This is a genomic window from Pseudomonas sp. NFPP28 (assembly GCF_900115535.1).
Taxonomy (GTDB): domain Bacteria; phylum Pseudomonadota; class Gammaproteobacteria; order Pseudomonadales; family Pseudomonadaceae; genus Aquipseudomonas; species Aquipseudomonas extremorientalis.
In genome coordinates, this window is the sequence record NZ_FOWT01000001.1 from 542,432 (window position 1) to 566,950 (window position 24,519).

Below are 24,519 nucleotides of genomic sequence, written 5' to 3' on the forward strand. Positions count from 1 at the left end.
ACTAGTGCTGCGAAATTGACTCAAGTTGTTGCAAGAGCAGCGCCGCCTGGGTGCGTGTACGTACGCCCAACTTGCGGAAAATCGCCGTCACATGCGCCTTGATCGTCGCTTCCGAGACGCTCAGCTCATAGGCAATCTGCTTGTTCAACAGGCCTTCGCAGACCATGGTGAGCACCCGGAACTGCTGGGGCGTCAGGCTGGCAAGGCCATCACGGGCAGCCTTGGCTTCGTCGGACACGTTGATTTGTTCAAAAGCCTGCGGCGGCCAGGACACGTCGCCATCCAACACTGTGCGCACGGCTTTCTGGATATCTTCCATCGCACTGGACTTGGGAATGAAACCGCTCGCGCCGAACTCCTTGGAGCGCACGACCACGTCGGCTTCTTCCTGGGCCGAGACCATCACTACGGGGATCTGCGGGTATTGGCCGCGCAACAGCACCAGCCCGGAGAAACCGTAGGCGCCCGGCATGTTCAGGTCGAGCAGCACCAGGTCCCAGTCGGACTTTTCGGTGAGGCGGGCTTCCAACTCGGCAATGCTGGCCACTTCAACCAGGCGCACGTCCGGGCCGAGGCCCAGGGTCACGGCCTGGTGCAACGCACTGCGAAACAGCGGGTGGTCATCGGCTATCAGGATTTCGTATGTGGCCATTGATTAAATGATCCTGTTTTCAGGGGTGCCCTGATCGGCGCCCAGCATGCCCAGCGTAGCCTGGAGGGTCAAGCACTACGCCCGTGGGCATTTTAGCGGGTTGCGGGTGCGTGGTGCCATCATGCAAACGTCGTCTGGTTATGCCGTCGGAATATAGGGCGCAAGGCGCGTATGCACAGTGTCCGCAGGATCCAGCGGCATCTGAAACTTGGCGGCCAGGTAATGGGTGCTGAAGACATCCAGATAGGCGTCCAGGACTTCACTGGCTGCCAGATCATCGGCCAACTCAAGGCACAGGGCAGCGACTTCAGCGGTACAGAAATGGTCGTCGCGCTTGGAGCGGCGCAATTTGTAGCGCGACAGTTGTTCCGGCGCCAGGCTGAGTACCGGCAAATGCTCCAGGTAGGGGCTTTTGCGGAACATCTTGCGCGCTTCACTCCAGGTGCCGTCCAACAGGATGAACAGCGGGCGCTTGCCCTCCTCCACCTTCACTTCACTCACAACGCGCTCGGGCACGACGAATTCGCCGGGGAACACGATATAGGGCTGCCAATGCGGATCGGCCAGCAAGGTGAGCAGTTCAGGGTCGACCTCAGTGCGCGACCAGGCGAATGCCGTGGTGTCCTGGATGACATCGGCGATCAACCAACCGGTGTTGCTGGGTTTCATCGGCTCAACGTCATGCATCAGCAGGCACATGGCGGAGCGCGCTTCGACCTTGGGCCGCCAGGCGCATAGGCAGTATTCGGGGATGACTCGGCAGCCAGGGCAGCGTTCGGCACGCGAGCCACGATTGAGAAACGGCCGCACGGCACGGGCCAGGCGCTGGGTGCGCAGGCGGGAAACGGCGTGGCTCATCGGCTGTGCCGCAGGGACGGGTAAATCGACACGGTGAAAACTCGTGGAAGGCGGAAGTGGCGGCAGTTTACCAGCGATACGCCTGGCTGTAGTGGCAACGGCTCACCTATAATTGCGCGCCACTGAACGCACAGCGCAGTGGCTGGTCTATGCACCAGTAACCGAATCAGGAGAGTTTCATGCTGCGTTCCATGCTGCGTCTTGTCGCCCCATCCGTCGCCCTCGCGCTGGTATTGCCCGTGTGCGCCCAGGCGGCCTCGCTGCTGGAGGCCCAAATGAACCGGAAGCTGCAAAGCGTCGCGGCCGAAAGCAACAAGGACCTGCCCCGGGAAATCGACGAAAAAACCCTGGAAGTGGCCTACACCGTGGAAGGCATGCAACTGATCGATCACCTGAGCGTCCTGCCTGACCGCGCCGAACAGATGCGCGCCAACCCCAAGGCGGTGTATTTCCAGCTGGGCCAGAGCGTGTGCCTGAACAAGGGCTACCGCGAGCTGATGGCCAAGGGCGCAGTGATGCGTTACGAAATCACCGAGAACAAGACCAACCGTCCTGTGGCCTCGGTGAAATTCATCGAAGCGGATTGCCCGGCACCGGCGGCGGCAAAGAAGAAAAAGTAACAGCATGGCCTTCGCGCGCTGCCGTCCGGTGGCGCGTACTCCCCCGCTTCAACGTCCTGCCAACGGCTAAACTCCCTGATAAGTGACCAATAAGCGGTTGCCAGCCAAGGGTTTTGCGGCCCATGATCAAGTCATCCCGACCATTCATTCACAGCACTTTTCATGCTGTTCTGTAATATTTTCAGGGCAAAACAAGGTTGCCCCCTGCGGCAAGCAACGACACATGCAGTGTCGTCGCCTCCGGCGAACGGCTCGTCGGCCACCCGGGCCCTGCAATAAGGAGAAGTTGAATGCCTTACGAACCGAATGAGCGCCTGCTTCGGCACTTTGAAGAAAACGGTGCTGACCTCACGCAGCAGGTCGACGCTCAACTCCAGCTGATCGCTCCCAACAGCCCGAATATTCCCCTGTATCGCGACATGATCCTCACCGTGCTGCGCATGGCCCAGGACGACCGCAATCGCTGGAACGCCAAGATCACCCTGCAAGCCATCCGTGAACTGGACAATGCCTTCCGCGTGCTCGAACAGTTCAAGGGCCGCCGCAAAGTGACGGTATTCGGCTCGGCCCGTACTCCGGTGGAAAGCCCGCTTTACGCCCTGGCCCGCGAAGTCGGCGCTGCACTGGCACGCTCTGACTTGATGGTGATCACCGGCGGTGGTGGCGGCATCATGGCGGCGGCCCACGAAGGCGCGGGCCTGGAACACAGCCTGGGGTTCAACATCACCCTGCCGTTTGAACAGCATGCCAACCCGACCATTGATGGCACCGAGAACCTGCTGTCCTTCCACTTCTTCTTTACCCGCAAGCTGTTCTTCGTCAAGGAGGCCGATGCGCTGGTACTGTGCCCAGGCGGTTTCGGCACCCTGGATGAAGCGCTGGAAGTACTGACCCTGATCCAGACCGGCAAGAGCCCATTGGTGCCGGTGGTATTGCTGGACGCGCCCGGCGGCGGGTTCTGGCAAGGCGCCCTGGACTTTATCCGCAGTCAGTTGGAAGCCAACCGCTACATCCTGCCTACCGATCTCAAGCTGATACGCCTGGTGTACAGCGCCGAAGAGGCCGTGGAAGAGATCAACCAATTTTATGCCAACTTCCACTCCACCCGCTGGTTGAAGCGTGAGTTTGTGGTGCGTATGCATCACCCTCTCAGCGATGGGGCATTGGCCCATTTGCAGACTGAATTTGCCAGCCTGCGGTTGAGCGGAGAGTTTCAACAGCTCGCGTACACCGGTGAGGAACATGATGAGCCACGGTTCAGCCATTTGACGCGGCTGGTGTTCAACTTCAATGGCCGCGATCAGGGCCGGCTGCGGGAGTTGGTGGATTACATCAACCTGCCGGAGAACTGGGCGCAGGCTCAGGGGAAGGCGCAGCAGCGGGTTACGCCGGAGCCGGCTTGATTTTTTGAGGGCAAAAAAAAGACCCACTATTTTCATAGTGGGTCTTTTTGGTGGTGTTTCAGGTGGAGTGGAGGCGAGGCATTTGGGGCTGCTGCGCAGCCCAACGCGGGGCAAGCCCGCTCGCCACAACAAGCCCGCTCGCCACAGCAAGCCCGCTCACCCCAACAAGCCAGCTCGCCATAGAAGTCTGCTCATCAATGCGGCCAGCATAGCAAGGTATTCAGTCGTCCATATCCCGACCACTCAACAAGCGGCTTATCATTTCCATCGAAAACCCGCGATAACTCAGGAAGCGACCTTGCTTCGCACGCTCCCTGGCATCAATCGGAAGATGGCCAGCGAACTTGCGTCGCCAGGTGTCTTCCAACTGCGCCTGCCAACTGATGCCGCACTCACGTAGGGCAAGGTCGATATCAGCTCGCTGCAGGCCACGCTGGCTCAGCTCTTCGCGAATACGCGCCGGGCCGTAGCCGGATCGGGCTCGATAGGAGACAAAACTTTCAAGGTAACGGGATTCGGAAAGCAGCCCCTCTTCCGTCAAGCGGTCGAGGGCGGTTTCGATCATCTCGGGCTCCGCGCCGCGCTGACGCAGTTTACGCGTCAGCTCGACTCGACCATGCTCGCGGCGAGCGAGCAGGTCCATTGCGGTGCGCCGAACGGCGACGAGTGTATCCAGTACAACGGTCATCGTTTGCTTCAGATATCAGTGTCAGCTTCTTCCACTTCTTCAACCGGCTCGCGGTTGGCGGCAGCTTTCACGTCTGGTGCTGCGGTCAGCAGCTTGTCGCGAATCTGCTTCTCAAGCGTGGCGGCGATGTCCGGGTTATCCGCCAGGAACTTGGCCGAGTTGGCCTTGCCTTGGCCGATCTTGCTGCCGTTGTAGGCATACCAGGCACCGGATTTCTCGACGAAACCGTGCAGTACGCCCAAGTCGATCATCTCGCCGTTCAGGTAGATACCCTTGCCATAGAGAATCTGGAACTCGGCCTGACGGAAAGGCGGAGCCACTTTGTTCTTCACGACTTTGACGCGGGTTTCGCTACCCACAACCTCGTCACCTTCTTTCACCGCGCCGGTACGACGGATGTCCAGACGGACCGAAGCGTAGAACTTCAGCGCGTTACCACCGGTGGTGGTTTCCGGGCTGCCAAACATCACACCGATCTTCATACGGATCTGGTTGATGAAGATCACCAGGCAGTTGGCATTCTTGATGTTACCGGTGATTTTACGCAGCGCCTGGGACATCAGACGGGCTTGCAGGCCCACGTGCATGTCACCCATCTCGCCTTCGATTTCAGCCTTGGGCACCAGGGCGGCCACGGAGTCGACCACGATCACGTCGATGGCGTTGGAGCGCACCAGCATGTCAGTGATTTCCAGGGCCTGCTCACCGGTGTCCGGCTGGGAGACCAGCAGGTCGTCGACGTTGACGCCCAGCTTGCCGGCGTATTCAGGATCCAGGGCGTGCTCGGCATCGACGAAGGCGCAGGTGGCGCCCATTTTCTGTGCCTGGGCAATCACCGACAGGGTCAGGGTGGTTTTACCAGAGGATTCAGGACCGTAGATTTCAACGATACGGCCTTTTGGCAGGCCGCCAATGCCGAGCGCGATGTCCAGACCCAGAGAGCCAGTGGAAATAGCCGGGATCGCCTGACGGTCATGATCGCCCATACGCATTACGGCACCCTTGCCGAATTGACGTTCGATCTGACCCAGGGCCGCAGCCAAGGCTTTCTTCTTGTTGTCGTCCATTAAAGTCCTCACGTAATCAATAAGGCCTGGTCGGCCAACACCTGTATAAGTAGACAGTATTGTTCCACAAAGATCAGAGATCGCCTACCCCTGATTTTCTATTTCTGCTGCAACTCGTCGCAACAAGCCCTCTAGCGCGGCCTTTACCGTTTGTCGGCGGACCTCATCGCGGTTGCCGGTGAAGTGCTCAAGCTCGGCCGTGATCTCTTCGCCCACGCCAAACGCCAGCCATACGGTGCCGACCGGTTTGTCTGGCGAACCACCGTCCGGACCTGCCACACCACTGACGGCGACAGCAAACCGCGCCAGGCTTTTTTCCTGGGCGCCACGAACCATTGCCTCCACCACTTCCTGGCTGACCGCCCCGACTTTTGCAAACAATGTCTCCGGCACATTCAATTGCCGGGTCTTCTGCCGATTGGAATAGGTGACATAGCCCGCCTCGAACCAGGCCGAGCTGCCCGGAATTCGCGTGATGGCCTCCGCGATACCGCCGCCGGTGCACGACTCAGCGGTGGTGACGTGAGCGTTGAGCACCTGCAGGCGGCGACCCAGTTCGGCAGCCAGTTGAGTGATTTCCTTCACGGTCGTCTCCAGTCGTGGGCGGGGGGTTCACCTACCCTACAGGAGCCAATCGCGCGCGCAAGTGACGGACTGTCTCAAGACACTAACGGGCGACGGCTCGCACATACGCCTGGCAGGCACGCAAGGCAATCAGGGCGCTGTCGCCGTCGTCGGTGATGCGGATAATTCGCTGAGCATGCGCTGGGTCAAGTCGGGCTCGCGGGGCTGCATGAACCACGCTGCCGGCGGCGGTGGCGGCCGGCATTGGGCAGCCACTGGAAGCGTCGAGAAGGACTGACAGCCGCACATCAGCAGTGGCAATGCGGTCACGCAAAGCGGCTTGAGTACGTTGGGCATCGCTCAACTCCCGCGCATGTTGTTGGTCGATGGCACTGAGCTGTTGCTCAAGGGCCAGCCGTCTGTCTTGTTCGGCCTGCTGTAGATGCAGGGCTTTCTGGGTCTGTGCGGCCGACAAGCGTTCAATCTGTGCCCCGTACCGCCACGCCTGCACCTGCCAGACAACGACCACCAGCACGCATACGCCAATCGCAACTAAGAAACGCATAACACCGCCTTCGCCCGCGCCCACAGCTGCAAACGATCCTCCAGGCCATTGAGCCCGCCGTTGATGCGCCGGGTGATGGTGGTGAACTGGTCCTTGTCAGCGAGTTCATTCAAGCCATTGCTTTGCCAGAACCAGGCGGCGGATTCACAGGCCCATTGCGGTTGCTCCAGCAGATCGGGTTGTTGCAGCAAGCGTTCGTCGCCAAACAGGGCCTGGCTGCAGGCCAGGTAGTTGCGGCGACCGGTGATCTGGATCAGACCCCGGCCCCGGTACTTCTGGCCGTCGCCGTCCGCTTCGGGGGTATTGCCCAGGCGCGCAGCCAGTGTGCCGGTGTCGTACTTGCTCAAATAAGTATCGCTGCCGAGTTCGCGCACGTAGTGCAGTTCGCCGGACTCGTGGCCGATCTGCGCGAGAAAAGCAGCAGCGCGCAATACGCTGTTGATTTCGTACCGAGCAAAAGTCGCATTCAGCGCGGTTGAAAAAAGGCCCGCCATACGGCGAGCGCCTGGCATGATTTGAATCAATTGAGGCTGCGTTATCAACACCACAGTCACCTTGAAAGCCCCCCCTAGGTAGACAAACCAACGTCCGTGTTGGAACTGCGATAGGCACTGACCATCCCAGTCAGGTGCAACGAACTCGCGCCCCCCCTGTGATTAAGAAGATCACCCAGGCATGCCAATCCGCCAGGTAGTCCTTGTGCCACCAACTGGCGATCACCGCCCCAACGAGGCCCGCGATCAATAATTCGAACCTGTCGATCTTGTCGAGCAGGCGCTGTAGATACTCCATGCGCTCGACTCCGTGGGGCATGTTTGAAATAGGTCAGCCCCAGCAGCACTCCCAGCTCGGAGCGATGTGTGTGGAGGAGCCGAAAACGGAAAGGCCCCGCACGATGGCGAGGCCTTGGATAGTTGCGCGGCCTATGCCGCGCGGTATTGCCTAAAAGCCCAGTACGAGATCAGGGCTATGTCCTTCAGCGCGGCCTATGCAACGGTACCGTCTGCGTTCAGCGTGTCCCACGACAGTTTGGTTGGCAGAACGTAGTTCTGAATGTTGTAGATATAGACACCAAGCCCAGCCGGTACGGCCAAATCGTTGTAGGCGAGGACGTTTGGGGCAACTTCCTGCAGAACACTATCGTCCCGATCTTTGACGGTAGGAACCTTTGGCCCAAAAGCCATGGTGCCGGCACCGTAGAAAGATCGAAGGATGACGCCATTCACATTATCTGCTGGAGAGATCAGCACCGTGATGGGATTAGTCATCCCGTTGATGATCTGGTTTTTGAATTTTTTACCAAGTTCGCGTACAGGCATTTCTGTTCACCTATTAAGTCGAATGAATTGTCGCGGAGAATTCCGCTTTCATATCGCTCAAAGGCGATGGGAGAGGTTCATGACCTTCTGGTTGGTGGGCCCGAGAAACTACTACTTACGGCAGCAGGTCGTAGGTCACATAAGCAGTACCGCCGCCATTCTGAGTCATTGCTACCCACAGGCCCTGACCGGCAGGGATGGTCACAGAGAACGGGAGAGTGGAAGAACCGCCAACGGCGGACAAGATAACGGGCACGTTGGTCACCCAGCGCCCTTCCGGAATGGTCGTGCCGGTACTAATAAATCCATTCCCGACGGGGCTGATCATCGTAGCTGTTCGAACTACCGCGCCATTGACGTTCTGCGCCGGAGTGAAAACTGCCTCTGCGTAGCTTGTTGCGATCGATTTGAAACGGCTGCCGATTTGTACTGGTTCCATGTTTTCACCTATTGAGTCGACTGATTGTTCGCGGAAGATTCCGCATTCATGTCGCTCAATGGCGATTGCTCGAGGCTCATGGCCTTCACATGATTCAACGTGCCGCATCGGGGACACTTGATCTGGAGCTCTGTAAACCCACCCGTACGGGCGAGAAGTCGGTTGCAGTTACCGCATCTGAATTCTTTCAACATCTGCAAATTCCTTTTACTGAACCACCTTTTCCGTGTGATTGAGTAGGAAGCGGCGTTACATTCGCCGCCCTCTCACACCCACCTACATACAGGTCCGTAGACGGCGGCATGCCTGCGGGATTTTTGAGCAGAGACCGTCCGAGGTAGAAGTTCTGGGTAAAGGATACAAACCAAGTGTCGTAATCCGTTTCCGCACCGTTGAGCACGGAAGGTGCCGCGACAATCGCAGTGGGCAGGTCGCATTGCTCGGGCGGCAGGCCCCAGCGGTTATCCAGAGCCAGGTCCATCAATTGACTGGCCAGATCGCAGGCATCAAACGGTGCCGAGCCGCCGGCGACCATGACCTTGAGTGAAACCGACAAGGCGTGCGCCTTGCGCCCGGCAAGGGAGCGAACGCCCGGGCCATTGCGCTCCACGCTGATCAAAATGCCGTTTTTGTCGCCCGTGTCGGAGAAGTCATGGTGATTACCGACCCGTAGTTGTGGGAACGCGCGCGTCAGCGCGTCGCCAATCGCCACAGGCAGTTGGGAAGGTTTTTCGAGAAGTCTCATCTGCTTGCATCCTTGCAGCGCTTACTGCTGATCCGGGCGAGAGTTCGGGGCCTGGTTGACCCCAATGCGCTTGGCCGCCCAGCGTTCATAAAGGCCGATGGCCACGTCCGCACCGGCCATGGCGGTGAGGCAACCAATGGCCCCGGCGGTCCAGATCGACATGCCGGCGGCGTAGCACAGCATCAAGGCCGAGACACCGCAGACCATGCACGCCCCGGACCGCAGGGCCAGGCGCCGGATCAACGACCAACCGCGGGCGCCCTCCTTGTCGGCGCGCCACATTTCGCCGGACACCCCGCCGATCAGGGCCAGTACGATCACCAGCCAGATAGGCATTTCCGCTAACGCTTGCTGCTCGTTTGTCATGTCACGCCTCCTGGCTGAGCACTACCGGCGCCGGGCCGGCTCTTGGGTAAATTTCGTAGGTAGGCATTCCAAAAAGCCCGGTTGCCCGGGCTTTTCAGTAATGCGGTCCATATTCGATCTTTCGGCGCTACTGGCGCGGTACGGATCTTTCCTCGATGTTTTTCCGACCACGATCCCTGTCTGCCGGATAACTGCTTCTGGTGCTTTACGCTGCACACCCGGGTCAGTTGCCAACCCTCTGAACCGTTATGAGGCCGGTTCATCGCTGCCTGTGTTGGTCATGCTTTGAAACTAAAGAGCGTCGGCATCCTTGCCGGTATTGCCTGGCATCCCTGCCATCGCTCAGATGGCGTCCTTGCCGGTGTTGCGTGCCTTCCTTGTCTTTCCTGGCAGCATCCTTGCCGCCTCCACCAAGCCTTGTTTGGCTGGCTTGAGATGAAGAATAGATATGTATGCATATACAGTCAATGCACAAATGCATTTATTTTTACCAAATAAATGCATTGACGCATTTACAGCCTTGTAGGACGGGGTTTTGGCGATTTTCTGCAGACGGAAAAAAGCCCGCTCGTTGGCGGGCTTTGTCTTACGCGGGAAGGTTAACGGGCGTACATACCCCACCAGAACACATGACCCAGGATGCTGATCTGCTCATCCTGGATTTCCTGGAAGCTGTAGTCCTCATCCGGGTGCTCATCGCGGTTGAAACTGCGCAGGCGGATCCCGGAAGGCAGGCGATAGAGCTGTTTCACGCGCAATTGGCCGTTGTGATTGATGGCATACAAGTCACCATCGACGATATCGCCGATGCCACTCTTGCCCGCGTTCACCCCGACCGTCGCACCGTCGCGCAGCACCGGCAACATGCTGTTGCCGCGCACCGTCACGCACTTGGCCTGGTCGAACTGCACACCGTTATGCCGCAGGCTGCGCTTGCCGAACCGCAGGCTGGCCTTCTCGCTTTCCTCGATGACGAATCTTCCTGATCCAGCAGCCAATTCAACCTCGCGCAGAAAGGGGATCGACACCTCGTCATCATTGACGGGCGTGTCGTCGTCCCACAGGCTTATGTCCTTGAGTTCCGAATGCATCGGGTCGCGCGCGTCATCGCGCAACGCGCCCATCGCCGCGCGCCCGCGCAGGTAATCGGTGCTGACACGGAAGTACTCGGCGATACGGGAGATGTGCTTGTCCGACGGATCAACGATCTTGCCGCTGAGGATCCGGGACAACGTGGATTGTGGCACGCCGGTGCGCCGGTAAAGCTCCGTGGGGGAGATCCGGTCGCGGTCCAGCAATTCTCTTAAGACGATAGAAACGTTGCGTTTTTGCATAACGAGGATAGTGACGGGAGTTTTTTGGCTTGGCAAATGCTAATTTGCATTTTTTATGCATACTATCACGCACTATGACAACCAAATCCTCCGTCCACGCATCCCGCGCCGAGTACGCCCGACGCATGAACCGCGTACTCAACTACATAGATACCCACCTGGATACCCCCTTGGAGGGTGCCCGGTTGGCCGATATCGCCAACTTTTCGCGCTTCCATTTTCATCGGATTTTCGCGGCGTGGATGGGCGAGACATTGGGCAGCTATGTCCGCCGGCGGCGACTGGAGAAGGCAGCGTTCCGCCTGTCCTGCGGCAACCACGAAACCGTACTCGAAACAGCATTGGCCAGCGGTTTCAACTCGGGCGAAGCATTCGCACGGGCCTTCAAACTACAGTTTGGCTGCACGCCATCCGAGTGGCGCACCAACACACCGCAGCGACTGGCAGCACAGGCGGCTGCCATCGGCCCGCGGCCGGGTGCGCAGCAGAGCAATCCTGATCAGGTCTTCGGCAATGCCCATCAGGCGAATGAGCGTACGTTCGACGACGCTGGGCTCTCTTCTCCTTCAACGAAAGAGCCCACCATGGACGTACGCATCATTGATTTACCCAAGGTACGCGTTGCCTACCAACGCCTGATCGGCCCCTATGGCCCCGCAATCGGCCACTTCTGGCGCAGGACCATGGCGCCGTGGATGCACTCCAATGGCCTCGGCGATGAACGGTGTTACGGCATAGGGTATGACGACCCATCCATCACGCCCCCGAACAAGTGCCGCTACGATGCTTGCGTTGAAGTGCCAGCCTCTTTTGTGACCAGCGCCCAGGCAGACACCCAGACCCTGCCGGGCGGCCGCTATGCCGTAGCGAGCTTCAAAGGGAAAACAGAAAAAATAGCCGATGCCTGGATGTGGCTGACGCGAGAATGGATGCCTTCCAGCGGTCTGCAATGCGATGACCGACCATGTTTCGAGATGTTCTTTGCGGCAACCGCAACCGATTCTGACACCGGTGAGTTCATCTGCGACATCTGCATCCCTGTGCGGTCGCTGTAATACAAAGGCATGAAAGATACCGGCGGCGCGTTTACTTGCAGTTAAGTAAATGCAGCGCCGGCTTTTGCGTTTTACCTATCCGTTTGCGACCTGCGAAGCTCCGACCTCGCATGTTAACCTTGCGCCCATCGCAAAATCGCAGGGCGGAATGCCCCACATTTGCCCCACTCCTTTCAACGAATTTGCCTACGACCAATGAGTAAAACCACTTCAGACCTGTCCTCCCACACCCCGATGATGCAGCAGTACTGGCGCCTCAAGAACCAGCACCCTGATCAGTTGATGTTCTACCGCATGGGCGACTTCTACGAGATCTTCTACGAAGACGCAAAGAAGGCCGCCAAGTTGCTGGACATCACGCTGACCGCGCGCGGGCAGTCGGCGGGGCAGTCGATTCCGATGTGTGGGATTCCTTACCATTCGTTGGAGGGTTACCTGGTCAAGCTGGTGAAGCTGGGCGAGTCGGTGGTGATCTGTGAGCAGATCGGCGACCCGGCGACCAGCAAGGGGCCAGTTGAACGCCAGGTGGTGCGAATTATTACGCCAGGAACGGTGAGTGATGAGGCGCTGCTGGATGAGCGTCGCGATAACCTGATTGCCGCCGTGTTGGGCGATGAGCGCCTGTTTGGCCTGTCGGTACTGGATATCACCAGCGGCAACTTCAGCGTGTTGGAGATCAAGGGCTGGGAGAACCTGCTGGCGGAGCTGGAACGCATCAACCCAGTGGAGCTGTTGATCCCGGATGATTGGCCAAAGGATCTGCCGGCAGAAAAACGTCGTGGGGCCAAGCGCCGTGCGCCGTGGGATTTCGAGCGTGATTCGGCGCTGAAAAGTCTGTGCCAGCAGTTCTCCGTACAGGACCTCAAAGGCTTCGGGTGCGAGACCCTGACCCTGGCCATCGGCGCCGCCGGTTGCCTGCTTGGTTACGCCAAGGAAACCCAGCGCACCGCCCTGCCGCACTTGCGCAGCCTGCGTCATGAGCGTCTGGACGATACCGTGGTGCTCGATGGCGCCAGCCGTCGCAACCTGGAGTTGGATACCAACCTGGCCGGTGGTCGCGATAACACCTTGCAATCGGTGGTCGACCGCTGCCAGACGGCCATGGGCAGCCGCCTGCTGACCCGCTGGCTGAACCGTCCGCTGCGGGACCTGACAGTGCTGCAAGCACGCCAGACGTCCATTACCTGCCTGCTGGACGGCTATCGCTTTGAAAAGCTGCAGCCACAGTTGAAGGAAATCGGCGATATCGAGCGCATCCTGGCGCGGATCGGCCTGCGTAACGCACGACCCCGTGACCTGGCGCGCCTGCGCGATGCCCTCGGTGCCCTGCCGCAACTGCAGGTGGCGATGACCGAGCTGGATACGCCGCACCTGCAACAGCTTGCAACTACAGCCGGGACTTACCCGGAGCTGGCGGCCTTGCTGGAAAAAGCCATCATCGACAACCCGCCGGCGATCATCCGTGACGGCGGCGTACTCAAGACCGGTTACGACAGCGAACTGGACGAACTGCAGTCCCTGAGCGAAAACGCCGGGCAGTTCCTGATCGACCTGGAAGCCCGCGAAAAAGCCCGCACCGGTCTGGCCAACCTGAAAGTCGGCTACAACCGTGTGCATGGCTACTTTATTGAGTTGCCCAGCAAGCAGGCCGAATCGGCGCCGATCGATTATCAACGTCGCCAGACCCTCAAAGGCGCCGAACGGTTTATCACCCCGGAGCTGAAAGAATTCGAAGACAAGGCACTGTCGGCCAAGAGCCGCGCCCTGGCTCGAGAGAAGATGCTCTATGAGAATCTGCTGGAGGACTTGATCAGCCAATTGGCACCGCTGCAGGACACTGCCGCAGCGCTGGCCGAACTGGACGTGCTGAGCAACCTCGCCGAGCGTGCGCTGAACCTTGATCTGAACTGCCCGCGTTTTGTCAGCGAGCCGTGCATGCGCATCGTGCAAGGTCGTCACCCGGTTGTAGAACAGGTGCTGACCACGCCGTTCGTTGCCAACGACCTGTCCCTGGACGACGATACCCGTATGTTGGTGATCACCGGTCCGAACATGGGCGGTAAATCCACCTACATGCGTCAGACCGCTTTGATCGTGCTGTTGGCGCATATCGGCAGCTTTGTGCCGGCGGCCAGTTGCGAGCTGTCCCTGGTGGACCGCATTTTTACCCGGATCGGCTCCAGCGATGACCTGGCCGGTGGGCGCTCGACCTTTATGGTGGAAATGAGCGAAACCGCCAACATCCTGCATAACGCTACCGAACGCAGCCTGGTGCTGATGGACGAGGTGGGTCGCGGCACCAGCACCTTCGACGGTTTGTCCCTGGCCTGGGCGGCAGCCGAACGCCTGGCGCACCTGCGTGCCTACACGCTGTTTGCCACGCACTATTTCGAGCTGACGGTGTTACCGGAAAGCGAGCCGCTGGTAGCCAACGTGCACCTGAACGCCACCGAGCACAACGAGCGCATCGTGTTCCTGCACCACGTACTGCCAGGGCCCGCCAGCCAGAGCTACGGCCTGGCCGTGGCGCAACTGGCGGGGGTGCCGAACGATGTGATCATTCGCGCTCGCGAGCACCTCAGCCGCCTGGAAACCACGGCCCTGCCCCATGAGACGGTGGTCGCCAGCCCAGCCAAAGCCGCCAGCAAACCGGCTGCGCCGCACCAGAGCGACATGTTTGCCAGCCTGCCCCATCCGGTGCTGGATGAATTGGCTAAGCTTGACTTGGATGGCTTGACGCCGCGAAAAGCGCTCGAAATGTTATATGCACTGCAAGTTCGGATATAACGCACACGCTTGCAAGCTGGTAGACTCTCGCGCGGTTTGGGATGCTGCCGGCTATTAGCCTGGCCTGCAGACTATCGCTCCCAAACCTCGCGAGCCCTGCCACAAAGGGTTTCGCTGCCGCCGCCTGAGGAGAAAATTAGAAATGACCTTCGTCGTTACCGACAACTGCATCAAGTGCAAGTACACCGACTGCGTCGAAGTGTGTCCGGTGGACTGCTTCTACGAAGGCCCGAACTTCCTGGTTATCCACCCGGATGAGTGCATCGATTGCGCCCTGTGTGAACCTGAATGCCCGGCCGTCGCTATTTTCTCCGAGGATGAAGTCCCGGCGGAGATGCAGGAATTCATTCAGTTGAACGTCGAGCTGGCGGAAGTCTGGCCGAATATCACTGAGCGCAAGGATCCGATGCCGGATGCAGCGGAGTGGGATGGCAAAAAAGGTAAGATCGCACACCTCGAACGCTGATAGCGTCGCCCCATCCAAAAGGCCCCTTGCGGGCCTTTTTGCGTTTCTAGGTGGCCGGTTTCTCTTTCCTACAGGCAAAAAAAAGGGGCGGTATGACCCGCCCACATTTTTTCCCTAGTCCCTGTATTCCTTTTCATCATCCTGATGAATCGCATCCTGCGACGTTCCTTCAACCATCGTTCCTTGATGGCCGTGCCAATCCGTGGACACAGGGCTGATCTTAAAGAGTTCCAAAGGAAGTTCAACGGGATCCTACCCATGAACTGACATGCAATCGCCCTGAATACGGAATAATTAATTGTTAAATTTCAATTGGTTAGAAAAAAGCTTCGAAGAAAACCGACGTCCGTGGAAGGTAAAAAAACCAAACACTTACGAAAAAGTAAGCAAATGCTTACACGACCAACTGCGTGATTGAGAAACAAACACACCTTGACCATCTTCCAGACATGAAAAAGCCCCGACACGTCGGGGCTTTTTTCCCTTCAACCGCCTCAGTCGTCGCTGACGGTGATGGTCGGCATGGCTGGTGTGGCTGCTTCCTGCAGGACGATCCGCGCACCTACATGACGCGCCAGCTCCTGATAGATCATGGCGATCTGGCTGTCCGGTTCAGCCACCACGGTAGGCTTGCCACCATCCGCCTGCTCGCGGATGAGCATCGACAGCGGCAACGAGGCCAACAGTTCCACGCCGTACTGAGTGGCCAGCTTCTCGCCGCCGCCTTCGCCGAACAGATGCTCGGCATGACCACAGTTGGAGCAGATGTGCACCGCCATGTTCTCCACGACGCCCAGCACCGGGATGTTGACCTTGCGGAACATCTCTACACCTTTCTTCGCGTCGAGCAGCGCCAGGTCCTGGGGCGTGGTAACAATCACCGAGCCGGCCACCGGGACTTTTTGCGCCAGGGTCAACTGGATATCACCGGTGCCTGGCGGCATATCGATCACCAAGTAGTCCAGGTCGCCCCAGGCGGTCTGGGTAACCAGCTGCAGCAAAGCGCCGGAGACCATCGGGCCGCGCCAGACCATCGGCGTGTTGTCATCAGTGAGGAAGGCCATGGACATCACTTCCACGCCCAGGGACTCGATCGGCACGAACCACTTCTGGTCCTTGACCTTCGGCCGTGTGCCTTCGGCGATGCCGAACATCACGCCCTGGCTCGGGCCATAGATATCCGCATCGAGAATGCCCACGCGCGCACCTTCGCGGGCCAGGGCCAGGGCCAGGTTGGCCGCCGTGGTGGATTTACCCACGCCGCCCTTGCCGGACGCCACGGCCACTACGTTCTTGACGTTGGCCAGGCCAGGGATCTGTGCCTGGGCCTTGTGCGCGGCGATCACGCACTGGATGTCGACCTTGGCCGAGCGCACGCCGTCGAGGTCTTCAATGGCCATTTGCAGCATCTGTGCCCAACCGCTCTTGAACAGACCAGCTGCATAGCCCAGTTCCAATTGGACCGACACCTGGTCACCCTGGACGTCGATGGCGCGTACACAGCCGGCACTGACCGGGTCCTGGTTCAAATAAGGGTCGGTGTACTGGCGAAGCACGGCTTCCACCGCTGCGCGATTGACGGCGCTCATGGGCTACTCCCGAAAAAGACTGACTGAAACAGGCGGCTATCCTAACCGTTCCAGCGGCGTTACGGCATGCTTTCGCAGGTTGGGAAGATTCTGAAACAGCACCACGGGGTGAAATATATTTCCCGGCGCTTTATAGTGGCCGACCTCCGTTTCATCAAGTAGCCGAGCCCCATGTCCGAGCCACGCAAGATCCTCGTCACCAGCGCCCTGCCCTATGCCAATGGTTCCATCCATCTTGGCCATATGCTTGAGTACATCCAGACCGATATGTGGGTGCGCTTCCAGAAGCATCGCGGCAACCAATGCATTTATGTCTGCGCGGACGACGCCCACGGTTCGGCCATCATGCTGCGCGCCGAAAAGGAAGGCATCACCCCGGAACAACTGATCGCCAATGTGCAGGCTGAACACAGCGCCGACTTTGCCGAGTTCCTGGTGGATTTCGACAACTTCCACTCGACCCACTCCGAAGAAAACCGTGAACTGTCGAGCCAGATCTACCTGCGGCTCAAGGAAGCCGGGCATATCGACCAGCGTTCGGTGACCCAGTATTTCGACCCGGAAAAGAAAATGTTCCTGGCCGACCGTTTCATCAAGGGCACCTGCCCGAAATGCGGCACTGAAGACCAGTACGGCGACAACTGTGAAAAGTGCGGCGCAACCTATGCACCCACTGACCTGAAGGATCCCAAGTCGGCGATCTCCGGTGCTACCCCGGTGCTCAAGGATTCCCAGCACTTCTTCTTCAAGCTTCCGGATTTCCAGCAGATGCTGCAAACCTGGACCCGCAGCGGCACCCTGCAGGATGCCGTGGCCAACAAACTCTCCGAATGGCTCGACAGCGGCCTGCAGCAATGGGACATCTCCCGGGATGCGCCGTACTTCGGTTTCGAGATCCCGGGCGAGCCGGGCAAATACTTCTATGTGTGGCTGGATGCGCCGATCGGTTACATGGCCAGCTTCAAGAACCTTTGCGACCGCACGCCGGAGTTGGACTTCGATACGTTCTGGAGCAAGGACTCCAGCGCCGAGCTGTACCACTTCATCGGCAAAGACATCGTCAACTTCCACGCCCTGTTCTGGCCGGCGATGCTCGAAGGTTCGGGCTACCGCAAGCCAACCGGCATTGCCGTACACGGCTACCTGACGGTCAACGGCCAGAAAATGTCCAAGTCCCGTGGCACTTTTATCAAGGCGCGCACCTACCTGGACCATCTGTCACCGGAATACCTGCGCTACTACTACGCGTCCAAACTGGGCCGTGGCGTCGACGACCTGGACCTGAACCTGGAAGACTTCGTACAGAAGGTCAACTCGGACCTGGTCGGTAAAGTCGTCAACATCGCCAGCCGTTGCGCTGGGTTTATCCACAAGGGCAACGCGGGTGTACTGGTAGCCGAGAACGCTGCGCCGGAACTGACCGACGCCTTCCTGGCCGCCGCGCCGAGTATTGCCGACGCCTATGAAGCCCGCGACTTCGCCCGTGCGATGCGCGAGATCATGGGCCTGGCCGACCGCGCCAACGCCTGGATCGCCGACAAGGCACCATGGTCGCTGAACAAGCAGGAAGGCAAGCAGGCGGAAGTCCAGGCGATCTGCGCCACAGGCATCAACCTGTTCCGCCAGTTGGTGATCTTCCTCAAACCCGTGCTGCCACTGCTGGCCGCCGACGCCGAGGCGTTCCTCAACGTGGCGCCGCTGACCTGGAACGATCACGCCACCCTGCTCGGCAATCATCAGTTGAACGAGTTCAAGCCACTGATGACCCGTATCGACCCGGTGAAAGTCCAGGCCATGACCGACGCTTCGAAAGAAGACCTGGTCGCCAGCCAGACCGACACTGGCGAATCGGCGCCGGCGGGTAATGGCGAGCTGGCCAAGGATCCGATTTCCGCGGAAATCGACTTCGACGCTTTTGCTGCAGTGGACCTGCGTGTCGCGCTGATCGTCAAGGCCGAAGCCGTGGAGGGTGCCGACAAGTTGCTGCGCCTGACACTGGACCTCGGCGGCGAGCAACGTAACGTGTTCTCCGGGATCAAGAGCGCTTACCCGGACCCGTCCAAACTCGATGGCCGCCTGACCATGATGATCGCCAACCTCAAGCCTCGGAAAATGAAGTTCGGCGTGTCTGAAGGCATGGTAATGGCGGCCGGCCCTGGTGGCGAAGAGATCTACCTGCTCAGCCCTGACAGTGGTGCCAAGCCGGGTCAGCGCATCAAGTAAGCTACCTTGCATGGGCATGTTGTGGTGAAGGAGCTTGTTGTGGCGAGCGGACATGCCCCGCTCACCACAACAAATCCCTGCCCTCCCATTAAACCCAGTTTGCTATGCCTGTGATCACAGCATGAACCTCATTCAACGCATCGACGCACTGCTGCCGCAGACCCAATGCGGCAAGTGCGGGCACCCGGGTTGCAAGCCTTACGCCGAGGGCATCACCCGTGGCGAGGCGATCAACAAGTGCCCGCCCGGTGGCCAGGAAACCATCGCCGACGTTGCACGGTTGCTGCAGGTGCCGGTGCTGGATCTGGACGCCAGTCGCGGGGAAGCACCCGCCCAGGTTGCCTACATCCGCGAAGCTGAGTGCATCGGTTGCACCAAGTGCATCCAGGCCTGCCCCGTAGACGCAATCGTCGGCGCCGCCAAGCTGATGCACACCGTCATCATGGATGAATGCACCGGTTGCGACCTCTGCGTCGCGCCCTGCCCCGTCGACTGCATTGAAATGCGCCCGACAACCACCGTATTGCCGATTGTCGGTGGCCTGGCGACAAATGATCAGCAACGCCATGAACGCCACCTCAAGCGCGACCGGGCAAGGCGACGGTATGAGCAACGCAATGCGCGCCTGCAACGGGAGGAAGCGCAAAAACTCGCTGAACGCCAGGCCCGGACCAAGCGCTCCGTGCCGGTTTTACCTGTGCAAGCCGATACGGCACAGGATGTCGCGATCAAGAAAGCTAAAATCGCTGTCGCAATGAGCCGGGCCCAATTGCACAAATCCTTGAAGGCGTTTGGTCACCCTCCGACCTTTGAACAGCAGTCGCAGTTGATCATCCTGCAACGGCAATTCGAAGCGGCGGAACAAGCGCTGGCCGCCTTGGAGGTGGGTGTCGTACCGAAAGCAGCGACGTCATCCAGCAACACTGCTGATCTGAAACGCGCCAAAATCCAGCTGGCGATGCGTCGAGCGGAACTGAAGAAAGCCCAGGACCTGAACATCGAACCTCGGCAACTGGCCGAGGCGCAACGCAAGCTGGAGGACGCGCAGCGCCAAATGGATGCGCTCAACAACGCCTGATCTGCAAACCGGGTGTGTGTTGATACAATCCCGCCGACCTTCTGCAAGGAACCCACCGCCCCATGAACGCCGCAAAACGCCTGGAAATATTCCGCAGGCTTCACGAAGACAATCCAGAACCCAAGACCGAACTGGCCTACACCTCGCCGTTCGAGTTGCTGATTGCGGTGATCCTGTCGGCCCAATCCACCGACGTCGGCGTCAATAAGGCCACGGCCAAGCTGTATCCCGTGGCGAACACACCAGAGGCGATCTATGCCCTGGGTGTGGAAGGGTTGTCTGAGTACATCAAGACCATCGGCCTCTACAACAGCAAAGCCAAAAACGTTATCGAGACTTGCCGCCTGCTGGTGGAACTGCATGGCGGTGAAGTGCCACAAACCCGTGAAGCCTTGGAAGCCCTGCCAGGAGTCGGTCGTAAAACTGCCAATGTGGTGCTCAACACCGCGTTCAGGCAACTGACGATGGCGGTGGACACCCATATCTTCCGGGTCAGCAACAGAACCGGCATTGCCCGTGGGAAGAACGTGGTTGAGGTCGAAAAGCAGTTGATGAAGTTTGTACCCAAGCCCTATCTACTGGACTCTCACCACTGGCTGATCCTTCATGGACGCTACGTTTGCCAGGCCCGCAGGCCGCGTTGCGGCAGCTGTCGTATCGAAGACCTGTGCGAATACAAGGACAAGACGTCCGACGATTGAGGGATCATTGGTTTTTTCGATCAGCCGATTGAAAAAATCTTTTTTACCCGATCATGGATTATCGTTATAAGGAGCGCCAACGGCAGTCCTAGCCCGGAGTGAACCTTATGAGCACTGGCAAAGAACAACTGGAAGTGGAAGACGACCTTGTTGAGTCGGATGACGATGGGGCAGAAGCACCCATTGAGGTAGCCAAGACCAATTTGAGCAAACGCCGCACCATCGACAATCTTCTGGAAGAACGACGCTTGCAAAAACAGCTGGCAGATTACGACTTCGATCTGTGATCGAACGGTCGACGGCCGGAAGCCTCCCTTACGGAGGCTTTTTTCTGCCGGTCACCCAGACAATGTGCGCTGCAGTGCCCTCCTCTATACCAAGCCGTTACGCTGGGCCAGTTCGATCAGGTCCACAAGGGAGCGGGCGTTGAGCTTGAGCAGCAAACGTGTCTTGTAGGTGCTGACGGTCTTGTTGCTGAGGAACATGCCGTCGGCAATCTCCTTGTTGGTCCGGCCCCGGGCCAACTGCTGCAATACCATCATTTCCCGACCCGACAGACGCTCGACCATATCGGCCTCGCTGGCATTGCCCATGGTGGAGCGTACCGAGTTGAGTGCCTGGTTGGGGAAGTAGCTGTAGCCCGACAGCACCGCCTTGATCGCACTCAGCAACTCGGTCAGGTCCTGTTGCTTGCACACGTAGCCGGCAGCCCCCGCCTGCATGCAACGCATGGAAAAATGGCCAGGGGCCTGGGACGTCAGCACCAGCACCTTGAAGGGCACGGATTGCTTGGTAGAAGACAGCCGGCAAATAACTTCCAGCCCGTCAAGTTTGGGAATCCCAATATCCAGTATGACAATGTCCGGCATATGCTCCCGTGCAAGTTGCAATGCATCGACACCGTTATCGGTCTCGGCAACGACCTCATAACCATGACGCTCCATTAGCATACGCACAGCAAGACGAATGACGGGATGATCATCCACGATCAGCACTTTATTCATGAGAAAGTCCAATTTCGCTGTTCGAATTATTTAGAGCAAGCACAATAGCCTAGTCGTTTCCTGGTTGGCATAGCGTTCCCCCCCGAGCAACAGCAAGCAGAGACCCACCCCACAGCGATAAAGGAATCGCCCTACAAAAAAACGCCAACTCAGATGTATCCAGTTTTATAGATCCTTTCAGACCTTTCCGGGGACTTACATATTTTGAGTGAAATATCCATGGAGTATCAGGGGGTGGGTAAACGTGCCGCACACAACTCTCAGGAAATGCCCCTTCCCTCTGCACTCCACTCAAGAATCCCGACAAGAAATGTCCGACTGTTTTAGTTCCATTTAACATATTCTCTTACACCCTTAATTCCTACAGCGTATTCCGTGCTTTATACGTTTGCCTCACTTTCATGAGTGAATCTTCTGTAAGACCAGTTCCTAGTCAGGTGTAAAAAAATCATTCGCCCTACAAACTTTCAACAACAGCACCCTCGAAGGTGCATTTGAAAATGCGTCGACTGAAAAACATCAACAAATGTTTAACCAGCTATAAACATCGCAATTCCACACAAAATCCATAGACAAAAAAATGGCCCCTGAATAAGGGGCCATTCTTAAAACCGGCTGAGACTTAGAACAACGAGCGACCTTTGTTGGCCGCAATGCGCATGCGCAGTGCGTTCAACTTGATAAAGCCTGCTGCGTCCGCCTGATTGTAGGCGCCGCCATCTTCTTCGAAGGTAGCGATGTTGGCGTCGAACAACGACTCATCAGACTTGCGACCGGTGACGATCACGTTGCCCTTGTACAGCTTCAGGCGCACAACGCCGTTCACATGCACCTGGGAAGCATCGATCATCTGTTGCAGCATCAGACGCTCAGGGCTCCACCAGTAGCCGGTGTAGATCAGGCTGGCGTACTTGGGCATCAGCTCGTCTTTGAGGTGAGCCACTTCGCGGTCCAGGGTGATGGATTCGATGGCCCGGTGGGCGCGCAGCATGATGGTGCCACCTGGGGTTTCGTAGCAACCACGGGACTTCATGCCCACGTAGCGGTTCTCGACGATGTCGAGACGGCCGATACCGTGTTCGCCACCGATACGGTTCAAGGTCGCCAGCACAGTGGCCGGGGTCATTTCGACGCCGTCCAGCGCGACGATGTCGCCATTGCGGTAGGTCAGTTCCAGGTATTGCGGCTTGTCTGGAGCGTTCTCCGGGGAGACGGTCCATTTCCACATGTCTTCTTCGTGCTCGGTCCAGGTGTCTTCCAGCACGCCGCCTTCATAGGAGATGTGCAGCAGGTTGGCATCCATCGAGTACGGGGACTTCTTCTTGCCGTGACGCTCGATCGGGATCGCGTGCTTTTCAGCGTAATCCATCAGTTTTTCACGGGACAGCAGGTCCCATTCACGCCAAGGGGCGATCACTTTCACGCCTGGCTTGAGTGCATAGGCGCCCAGCTCGAAACGCACCTGGTCGTTGCCCTTGCCGGTAGCACCGTGGGAAATGGCGTCGGCGCCGGTTTCGTTGGCGATTTCGATCAGGCGCTTGGCAATCAGCGGACGTGCGATGGAAGTACCCAGCAGGTATTCGCCTTCGTAGACGGTGTTGGCGCGAAACATCGGGAAGACGAAATCGCGGACGAACTCTTCGCGCAGGTCGTCAATGTAGATCTCTTTCACGCCCATGGCTTGCGCCTTGGCACGTGCAGGTTCGACCTCTTCGCCCTGACCCAGGTCAGCGGTGAAGGTCACCACTTCACAGTTATAAGTATCCTGCAGCCACTTTAGGATCACCGAAGTGTCCAGGCCGCCGGAATACGCGAGAACGACCTTGTTTACGTCGGCCATGCCATCACTCCACGGGGTTGTACGGAAAGGCGTCGATTCTACCGACCAAAACCGTGGATTTACAGGGGCGCGACAGCAAATGAAGATAAAGCGACAGATTATGTCGAACGGACGACCGATGGTCGCACCTTAAGACGTGTGTGCAGGATTACTTGCGCCAGTGGCTTGGGGCGCCGGCTTCTCGGGGGCTGCCACGCGTTCAAGCTGGATATTCACACGACGATTGCGTGCCCGGTTGGCCGCATTGGTGTTGGGCGCAAGGGGGTAGCTTTCGCCATGGAAGCGCAGGGTGATCTGCGACTCCTGGATACCGTTGGCCTTGAAGTAGTCCATCACCGCCAAGCCACGGCGGCGAGAGACGTCGCGATTGGTCAGGCGGTTGCCGCTGTTGTCCGAATGGCCATTCAACTCGATATGGTTGACCGTCGGGTCGGCTTTCATGAATGCAAGAATCACGTCGAGTTTCTTCTTGGCGGCTGCGTCCAACTCGATACCGCCACCCGGGAATCCGACTTCGGTCTGTTTGACCTGATCGTAATTCATCGGCAACAGCTTGGCGGTGCACAGCTGGTAGTCGTTATAAGCCTTATTGAATTTCACCGGCAACAAGCGGATTTCGGAGTAGCCGCCTTCACGGCCGTAGTGGCGGACCGTCGGGCTGCGCCCTTCCAGCAGTCCGGTGAACAGGCGACCGGCCTGGGCCTGCGAGCTATTGAACAACACATCGCCACTACCGGCACGCACGGCGCCGAGGTTGATATCGCCTCGGCCTGGCTGCCAAGGGGCGGCGGCGGCCAACAAGGTGGCCGAGCCTGTGCCCAGCGAACCGTTATAGGCTTTCAGACGAAATGTTGCCTGCTCACCCGCCCGGCGCACGAACTCACCCGAACCGAAGTCTGTGATCGGCTGGGTCAGACGGCACTCGAACTGGTCGCCCTCTACCTTCCACTCAATGTTCTCCAGACGTGTCTGGAACGTGAGGGCCATCGCGGGCAGGCTGGCGAACACACTGAGCAGGGCTAGATAATGCTGGCGCACGGGAGGCTCCACTGGTTTCTACAACACTTCAAAGCGTCATACATCGATAAGGCATACAAAAGGCTATCGGTTGCATCCTGCAAAACTTGATAGCGAGTGCCTGATAGAGTCTTTTCCG

Annotated in this window: 26 protein-coding genes and 1 pseudogene; 9 read left to right on the forward strand and 18 right to left on the reverse strand. The window is 58.5% G+C overall.

Annotated elements, in window-relative coordinates; genetic code table 11:
- Position 1: 1 nt before the first annotated feature.
- Together erdR and BM110_RS02630 are read right to left on the reverse strand one after the other, a co-directional pair.
- Positions 2-652 (reverse strand): response regulator transcription factor ErdR, encoded by a 651-nt coding sequence (gene erdR, locus BM110_RS02625; protein WP_071488746.1) that lies wholly within the window; start codon positions 650-652, stop codon positions 2-4.
- 138 nt (positions 653-790) lie between these two features.
- Complete coding sequence (locus BM110_RS02630; protein WP_071488745.1) at positions 791-1,510, reverse strand: tRNA-uridine aminocarboxypropyltransferase; 720 nt, start codon at positions 1,508-1,510, stop codon at positions 791-793.
- Positions 1,511-1,689: 179 nt separating this feature from the next.
- On the opposite strand from BM110_RS02630, the gene BM110_RS02635 reads away from it, so the two are divergent.
- Entirely contained in the window at positions 1,690-2,130 is a 441-nt protein-coding gene (locus tag BM110_RS02635; RefSeq protein ID WP_071488744.1) for a PA3611 family quorum-sensing-regulated virulence factor, read from the forward strand.
- A 290-nt stretch (positions 2,131-2,420) separates the two neighbouring features.
- A complete protein-coding gene (locus BM110_RS02640; protein WP_071488743.1) occupies positions 2,421-3,533 on the forward strand; it encodes an LOG family protein in 1,113 nt (370 codons plus the stop codon).
- 220 nt (positions 3,534-3,753) lie between these two features.
- Here BM110_RS02640 and recX read toward each other — a convergent pair whose 3' ends face one another.
- The 12 genes and pseudogenes from recX to BM110_RS02700 all read right to left on the reverse strand — a co-directional run bounded on the left by recX (position 3,754) and on the right by BM110_RS02700 (position 10,620).
- Positions 3,754-4,221 carry a recombination regulator RecX gene (recX, locus tag BM110_RS02645; protein WP_093119393.1) on the reverse strand — a complete coding sequence of 156 codons (468 nt, stop codon included), beginning with the start codon at positions 4,219-4,221 and terminating at the stop codon, positions 3,754-3,756.
- An 8-nt stretch (positions 4,222-4,229) separates the two neighbouring features.
- The gene (recA, locus tag BM110_RS02650; protein WP_003189042.1) at positions 4,230-5,288 is read right to left on the reverse strand and encodes a recombinase RecA; all 1,059 of its coding nucleotides are present in this window, start codon (positions 5,286-5,288) and stop codon (positions 4,230-4,232) included.
- An 84-nt stretch (positions 5,289-5,372) separates the two neighbouring features.
- Positions 5,373-5,873 carry a CinA family protein gene (locus tag BM110_RS02655; RefSeq protein ID WP_093512265.1) on the reverse strand — a complete coding sequence of 167 codons (501 nt, stop codon included), beginning with the start codon at positions 5,871-5,873 and terminating at the stop codon, positions 5,373-5,375.
- Between the two features lie 82 nt (positions 5,874-5,955).
- The gene (locus BM110_RS02660; RefSeq protein ID WP_016977938.1) at positions 5,956-6,417 is read right to left on the reverse strand and encodes a lysis system i-spanin subunit Rz; all 462 of its coding nucleotides are present in this window, start codon (positions 6,415-6,417) and stop codon (positions 5,956-5,958) included.
- Positions 6,405-6,962, reverse strand: coding sequence for a glycoside hydrolase family 19 protein (locus tag BM110_RS02665; protein WP_093512267.1), 558 nt, complete (start codon positions 6,960-6,962; stop codon positions 6,405-6,407). The genes BM110_RS02660 and BM110_RS02665 overlap by 13 nt, the downstream gene beginning before the upstream one ends.
- Positions 6,963-7,021: 59 nt before the next feature.
- A pseudogene (locus BM110_RS02670) lies at positions 7,022-7,209 on the reverse strand (MFS transporter); the annotation flags it as partial.
- Between the two features lie 194 nt (positions 7,210-7,403).
- Positions 7,404-7,736, reverse strand: a complete 333-nt coding sequence (locus BM110_RS02675) for a hypothetical protein (protein WP_093512269.1) — start codon at positions 7,734-7,736, stop codon at positions 7,404-7,406.
- Positions 7,737-7,851: 115 nt separating this feature from the next.
- On the reverse strand, positions 7,852-8,175 hold the full coding sequence (locus BM110_RS02680) for a hypothetical protein (protein WP_058423764.1): 324 nt from the start codon (positions 8,173-8,175) through the stop codon (positions 7,852-7,854).
- Between the two features lie 8 nt (positions 8,176-8,183).
- Entirely contained in the window at positions 8,184-8,369 is a 186-nt protein-coding gene (locus BM110_RS02685) for a Com family DNA-binding transcriptional regulator (protein WP_058423765.1), read from the reverse strand.
- Positions 8,363-8,920, reverse strand: a complete 558-nt coding sequence (locus BM110_RS02690; RefSeq protein WP_093512271.1) for a hypothetical protein — start codon at positions 8,918-8,920, stop codon at positions 8,363-8,365. Before BM110_RS02690 ends, BM110_RS02685 begins: the two co-directional genes overlap by 7 nt.
- Before the next feature lie 21 nt (positions 8,921-8,941).
- Complete coding sequence (locus BM110_RS02695) at positions 8,942-9,286, reverse strand: phage holin family protein (RefSeq protein ID WP_071488725.1); 345 nt, start codon at positions 9,284-9,286, stop codon at positions 8,942-8,944.
- A 599-nt stretch (positions 9,287-9,885) separates the two neighbouring features.
- Positions 9,886-10,620, reverse strand: coding sequence for a LexA family transcriptional regulator (locus BM110_RS02700; RefSeq protein ID WP_092241067.1), 735 nt, complete (start codon positions 10,618-10,620; stop codon positions 9,886-9,888).
- 125 nt (positions 10,621-10,745) lie between these two features.
- Between BM110_RS02700 and BM110_RS02705 the strand changes: the two genes are divergently transcribed.
- The 3 genes from BM110_RS02705 to fdxA all read left to right on the forward strand — a co-directional run bounded on the left by BM110_RS02705 (position 10,746) and on the right by fdxA (position 14,928).
- Positions 10,746-11,675, forward strand: coding sequence for an AraC family transcriptional regulator (locus tag BM110_RS02705; protein WP_218189509.1), 930 nt, complete (start codon positions 10,746-10,748; stop codon positions 11,673-11,675).
- A 195-nt stretch (positions 11,676-11,870) separates the two neighbouring features.
- The gene (gene mutS / locus BM110_RS02710; RefSeq protein WP_093512275.1) at positions 11,871-14,462 is read left to right on the forward strand and encodes a DNA mismatch repair protein MutS; all 2,592 of its coding nucleotides are present in this window, start codon (positions 11,871-11,873) and stop codon (positions 14,460-14,462) included.
- Positions 14,463-14,604: 142 nt separating this feature from the next.
- The gene (fdxA, locus tag BM110_RS02715) at positions 14,605-14,928 is read left to right on the forward strand and encodes a ferredoxin FdxA (RefSeq protein ID WP_071488721.1); all 324 of its coding nucleotides are present in this window, start codon (positions 14,605-14,607) and stop codon (positions 14,926-14,928) included.
- Positions 14,929-15,422: 494 nt separating this feature from the next.
- Here the strand turns inward: fdxA and apbC are convergent, their stop codons facing one another.
- A complete protein-coding gene (gene apbC, locus BM110_RS02720) occupies positions 15,423-16,517 on the reverse strand; it encodes an iron-sulfur cluster carrier protein ApbC (protein ID WP_093119431.1) in 1,095 nt (364 codons plus the stop codon).
- Between the two features lie 171 nt (positions 16,518-16,688).
- Here apbC and metG point away from each other — a divergent pair, with 171 nt between their 5' ends.
- The 4 genes from metG to BM110_RS02740 all read left to right on the forward strand — a co-directional run bounded on the left by metG (position 16,689) and on the right by BM110_RS02740 (position 20,806).
- On the forward strand, positions 16,689-18,740 hold the full coding sequence (gene metG / locus BM110_RS02725; protein WP_093119434.1) for a methionine--tRNA ligase: 2,052 nt from the start codon (positions 16,689-16,691) through the stop codon (positions 18,738-18,740).
- A gap of 121 nt (positions 18,741-18,861) precedes the next feature.
- A complete protein-coding gene (gene rsxB / locus BM110_RS02730) occupies positions 18,862-19,818 on the forward strand; it encodes an electron transport complex subunit RsxB (protein ID WP_092241059.1) in 957 nt (318 codons plus the stop codon).
- A 62-nt stretch (positions 19,819-19,880) separates the two neighbouring features.
- The gene (nth, locus tag BM110_RS02735) at positions 19,881-20,519 is read left to right on the forward strand and encodes an endonuclease III (RefSeq protein WP_071488717.1); all 639 of its coding nucleotides are present in this window, start codon (positions 19,881-19,883) and stop codon (positions 20,517-20,519) included.
- Positions 20,520-20,626: 107 nt separating this feature from the next.
- Positions 20,627-20,806 (forward strand): PA3496 family putative envelope integrity protein, encoded by a 180-nt coding sequence (locus BM110_RS02740; RefSeq protein ID WP_092241058.1) that lies wholly within the window; start codon positions 20,627-20,629, stop codon positions 20,804-20,806.
- An 84-nt stretch (positions 20,807-20,890) separates the two neighbouring features.
- Here the strand turns inward: BM110_RS02740 and BM110_RS02745 are convergent, their stop codons facing one another.
- From BM110_RS02745 to BM110_RS02755, 3 genes are all read right to left on the reverse strand, one after another.
- A complete protein-coding gene (locus BM110_RS02745; RefSeq protein ID WP_058423776.1) occupies positions 20,891-21,523 on the reverse strand; it encodes a response regulator transcription factor in 633 nt (210 codons plus the stop codon).
- A 622-nt stretch (positions 21,524-22,145) separates the two neighbouring features.
- The gene (locus BM110_RS02750) at positions 22,146-23,363 is read right to left on the reverse strand and encodes an argininosuccinate synthase (protein ID WP_010212738.1); all 1,218 of its coding nucleotides are present in this window, start codon (positions 23,361-23,363) and stop codon (positions 22,146-22,148) included.
- A 129-nt stretch (positions 23,364-23,492) separates the two neighbouring features.
- Positions 23,493-24,401, reverse strand: a complete 909-nt coding sequence (locus BM110_RS02755) for a flagellar protein MotY (protein ID WP_092241056.1) — start codon at positions 24,399-24,401, stop codon at positions 23,493-23,495.
- Between the last annotated feature and the right edge of the window lie 118 nt (positions 24,402-24,519).

Excerpts from the sequence above, each read along its gene's own strand:
- erdR (WP_071488746.1), bottom strand. The coding sequence starts at position 652 with ATGGCCACATACGAAATCCTGATAGCCGATGACCACCCGCTGTTTCGC.
- BM110_RS02630 (WP_071488745.1), bottom strand. The coding sequence starts at position 1,510 with ATGAGCCACGCCGTTTCCCGCCTGCGCACCCAGCGCCTGGCCCGTGCC.
- BM110_RS02635 (WP_071488744.1), top strand. The coding sequence starts at position 1,690 with ATGCTGCGTTCCATGCTGCGTCTTGTCGCCCCATCCGTCGCCCTCGCG.
- BM110_RS02640 (WP_071488743.1), top strand. The coding sequence starts at position 2,421 with ATGCCTTACGAACCGAATGAGCGCCTGCTTCGGCACTTTGAAGAAAAC.
- recX (WP_093119393.1), bottom strand. The coding sequence starts at position 4,221 with ATGACCGTTGTACTGGATACACTCGTCGCCGTTCGGCGCACCGCAATG.
- recA (WP_003189042.1), bottom strand. The coding sequence starts at position 5,288 with ATGGACGACAACAAGAAGAAAGCCTTGGCTGCGGCCCTGGGTCAGATC.
- BM110_RS02660 (WP_016977938.1), bottom strand. The coding sequence starts at position 6,417 with ATGCGTTTCTTAGTTGCGATTGGCGTATGCGTGCTGGTGGTCGTTGTC.
- BM110_RS02675 (WP_093512269.1), bottom strand. The coding sequence starts at position 7,736 with ATGCCTGTACGCGAACTTGGTAAAAAATTCAAAAACCAGATCATCAAC.
- BM110_RS02680 (WP_058423764.1), bottom strand. The coding sequence starts at position 8,175 with ATGGAACCAGTACAAATCGGCAGCCGTTTCAAATCGATCGCAACAAGC.
- BM110_RS02685 (WP_058423765.1), bottom strand. The coding sequence starts at position 8,369 with ATGTTGAAAGAATTCAGATGCGGTAACTGCAACCGACTTCTCGCCCGT.
- BM110_RS02690 (WP_093512271.1), bottom strand. The coding sequence starts at position 8,920 with ATGAGACTTCTCGAAAAACCTTCCCAACTGCCTGTGGCGATTGGCGAC.
- BM110_RS02695 (WP_071488725.1), bottom strand. The coding sequence starts at position 9,286 with ATGACAAACGAGCAGCAAGCGTTAGCGGAAATGCCTATCTGGCTGGTG.
- BM110_RS02700 (WP_092241067.1), bottom strand. The coding sequence starts at position 10,620 with ATGCAAAAACGCAACGTTTCTATCGTCTTAAGAGAATTGCTGGACCGC.
- BM110_RS02705 (WP_218189509.1), top strand. The coding sequence starts at position 10,746 with ATGAACCGCGTACTCAACTACATAGATACCCACCTGGATACCCCCTTG.
- mutS (WP_093512275.1), top strand. The coding sequence starts at position 11,871 with ATGAGTAAAACCACTTCAGACCTGTCCTCCCACACCCCGATGATGCAG.
- fdxA (WP_071488721.1), top strand. The coding sequence starts at position 14,605 with ATGACCTTCGTCGTTACCGACAACTGCATCAAGTGCAAGTACACCGAC.
- apbC (WP_093119431.1), bottom strand. The coding sequence starts at position 16,517 with ATGAGCGCCGTCAATCGCGCAGCGGTGGAAGCCGTGCTTCGCCAGTAC.
- metG (WP_093119434.1), top strand. The coding sequence starts at position 16,689 with ATGTCCGAGCCACGCAAGATCCTCGTCACCAGCGCCCTGCCCTATGCC.
- rsxB (WP_092241059.1), top strand. The coding sequence starts at position 18,862 with ATGAACCTCATTCAACGCATCGACGCACTGCTGCCGCAGACCCAATGC.
- nth (WP_071488717.1), top strand. The coding sequence starts at position 19,881 with ATGAACGCCGCAAAACGCCTGGAAATATTCCGCAGGCTTCACGAAGAC.
- BM110_RS02740 (WP_092241058.1), top strand. The coding sequence starts at position 20,627 with ATGAGCACTGGCAAAGAACAACTGGAAGTGGAAGACGACCTTGTTGAG.
- BM110_RS02745 (WP_058423776.1), bottom strand. The coding sequence starts at position 21,523 with ATGAATAAAGTGCTGATCGTGGATGATCATCCCGTCATTCGTCTTGCT.
- BM110_RS02750 (WP_010212738.1), bottom strand. The coding sequence starts at position 23,363 with ATGGCCGACGTAAACAAGGTCGTTCTCGCGTATTCCGGCGGCCTGGAC.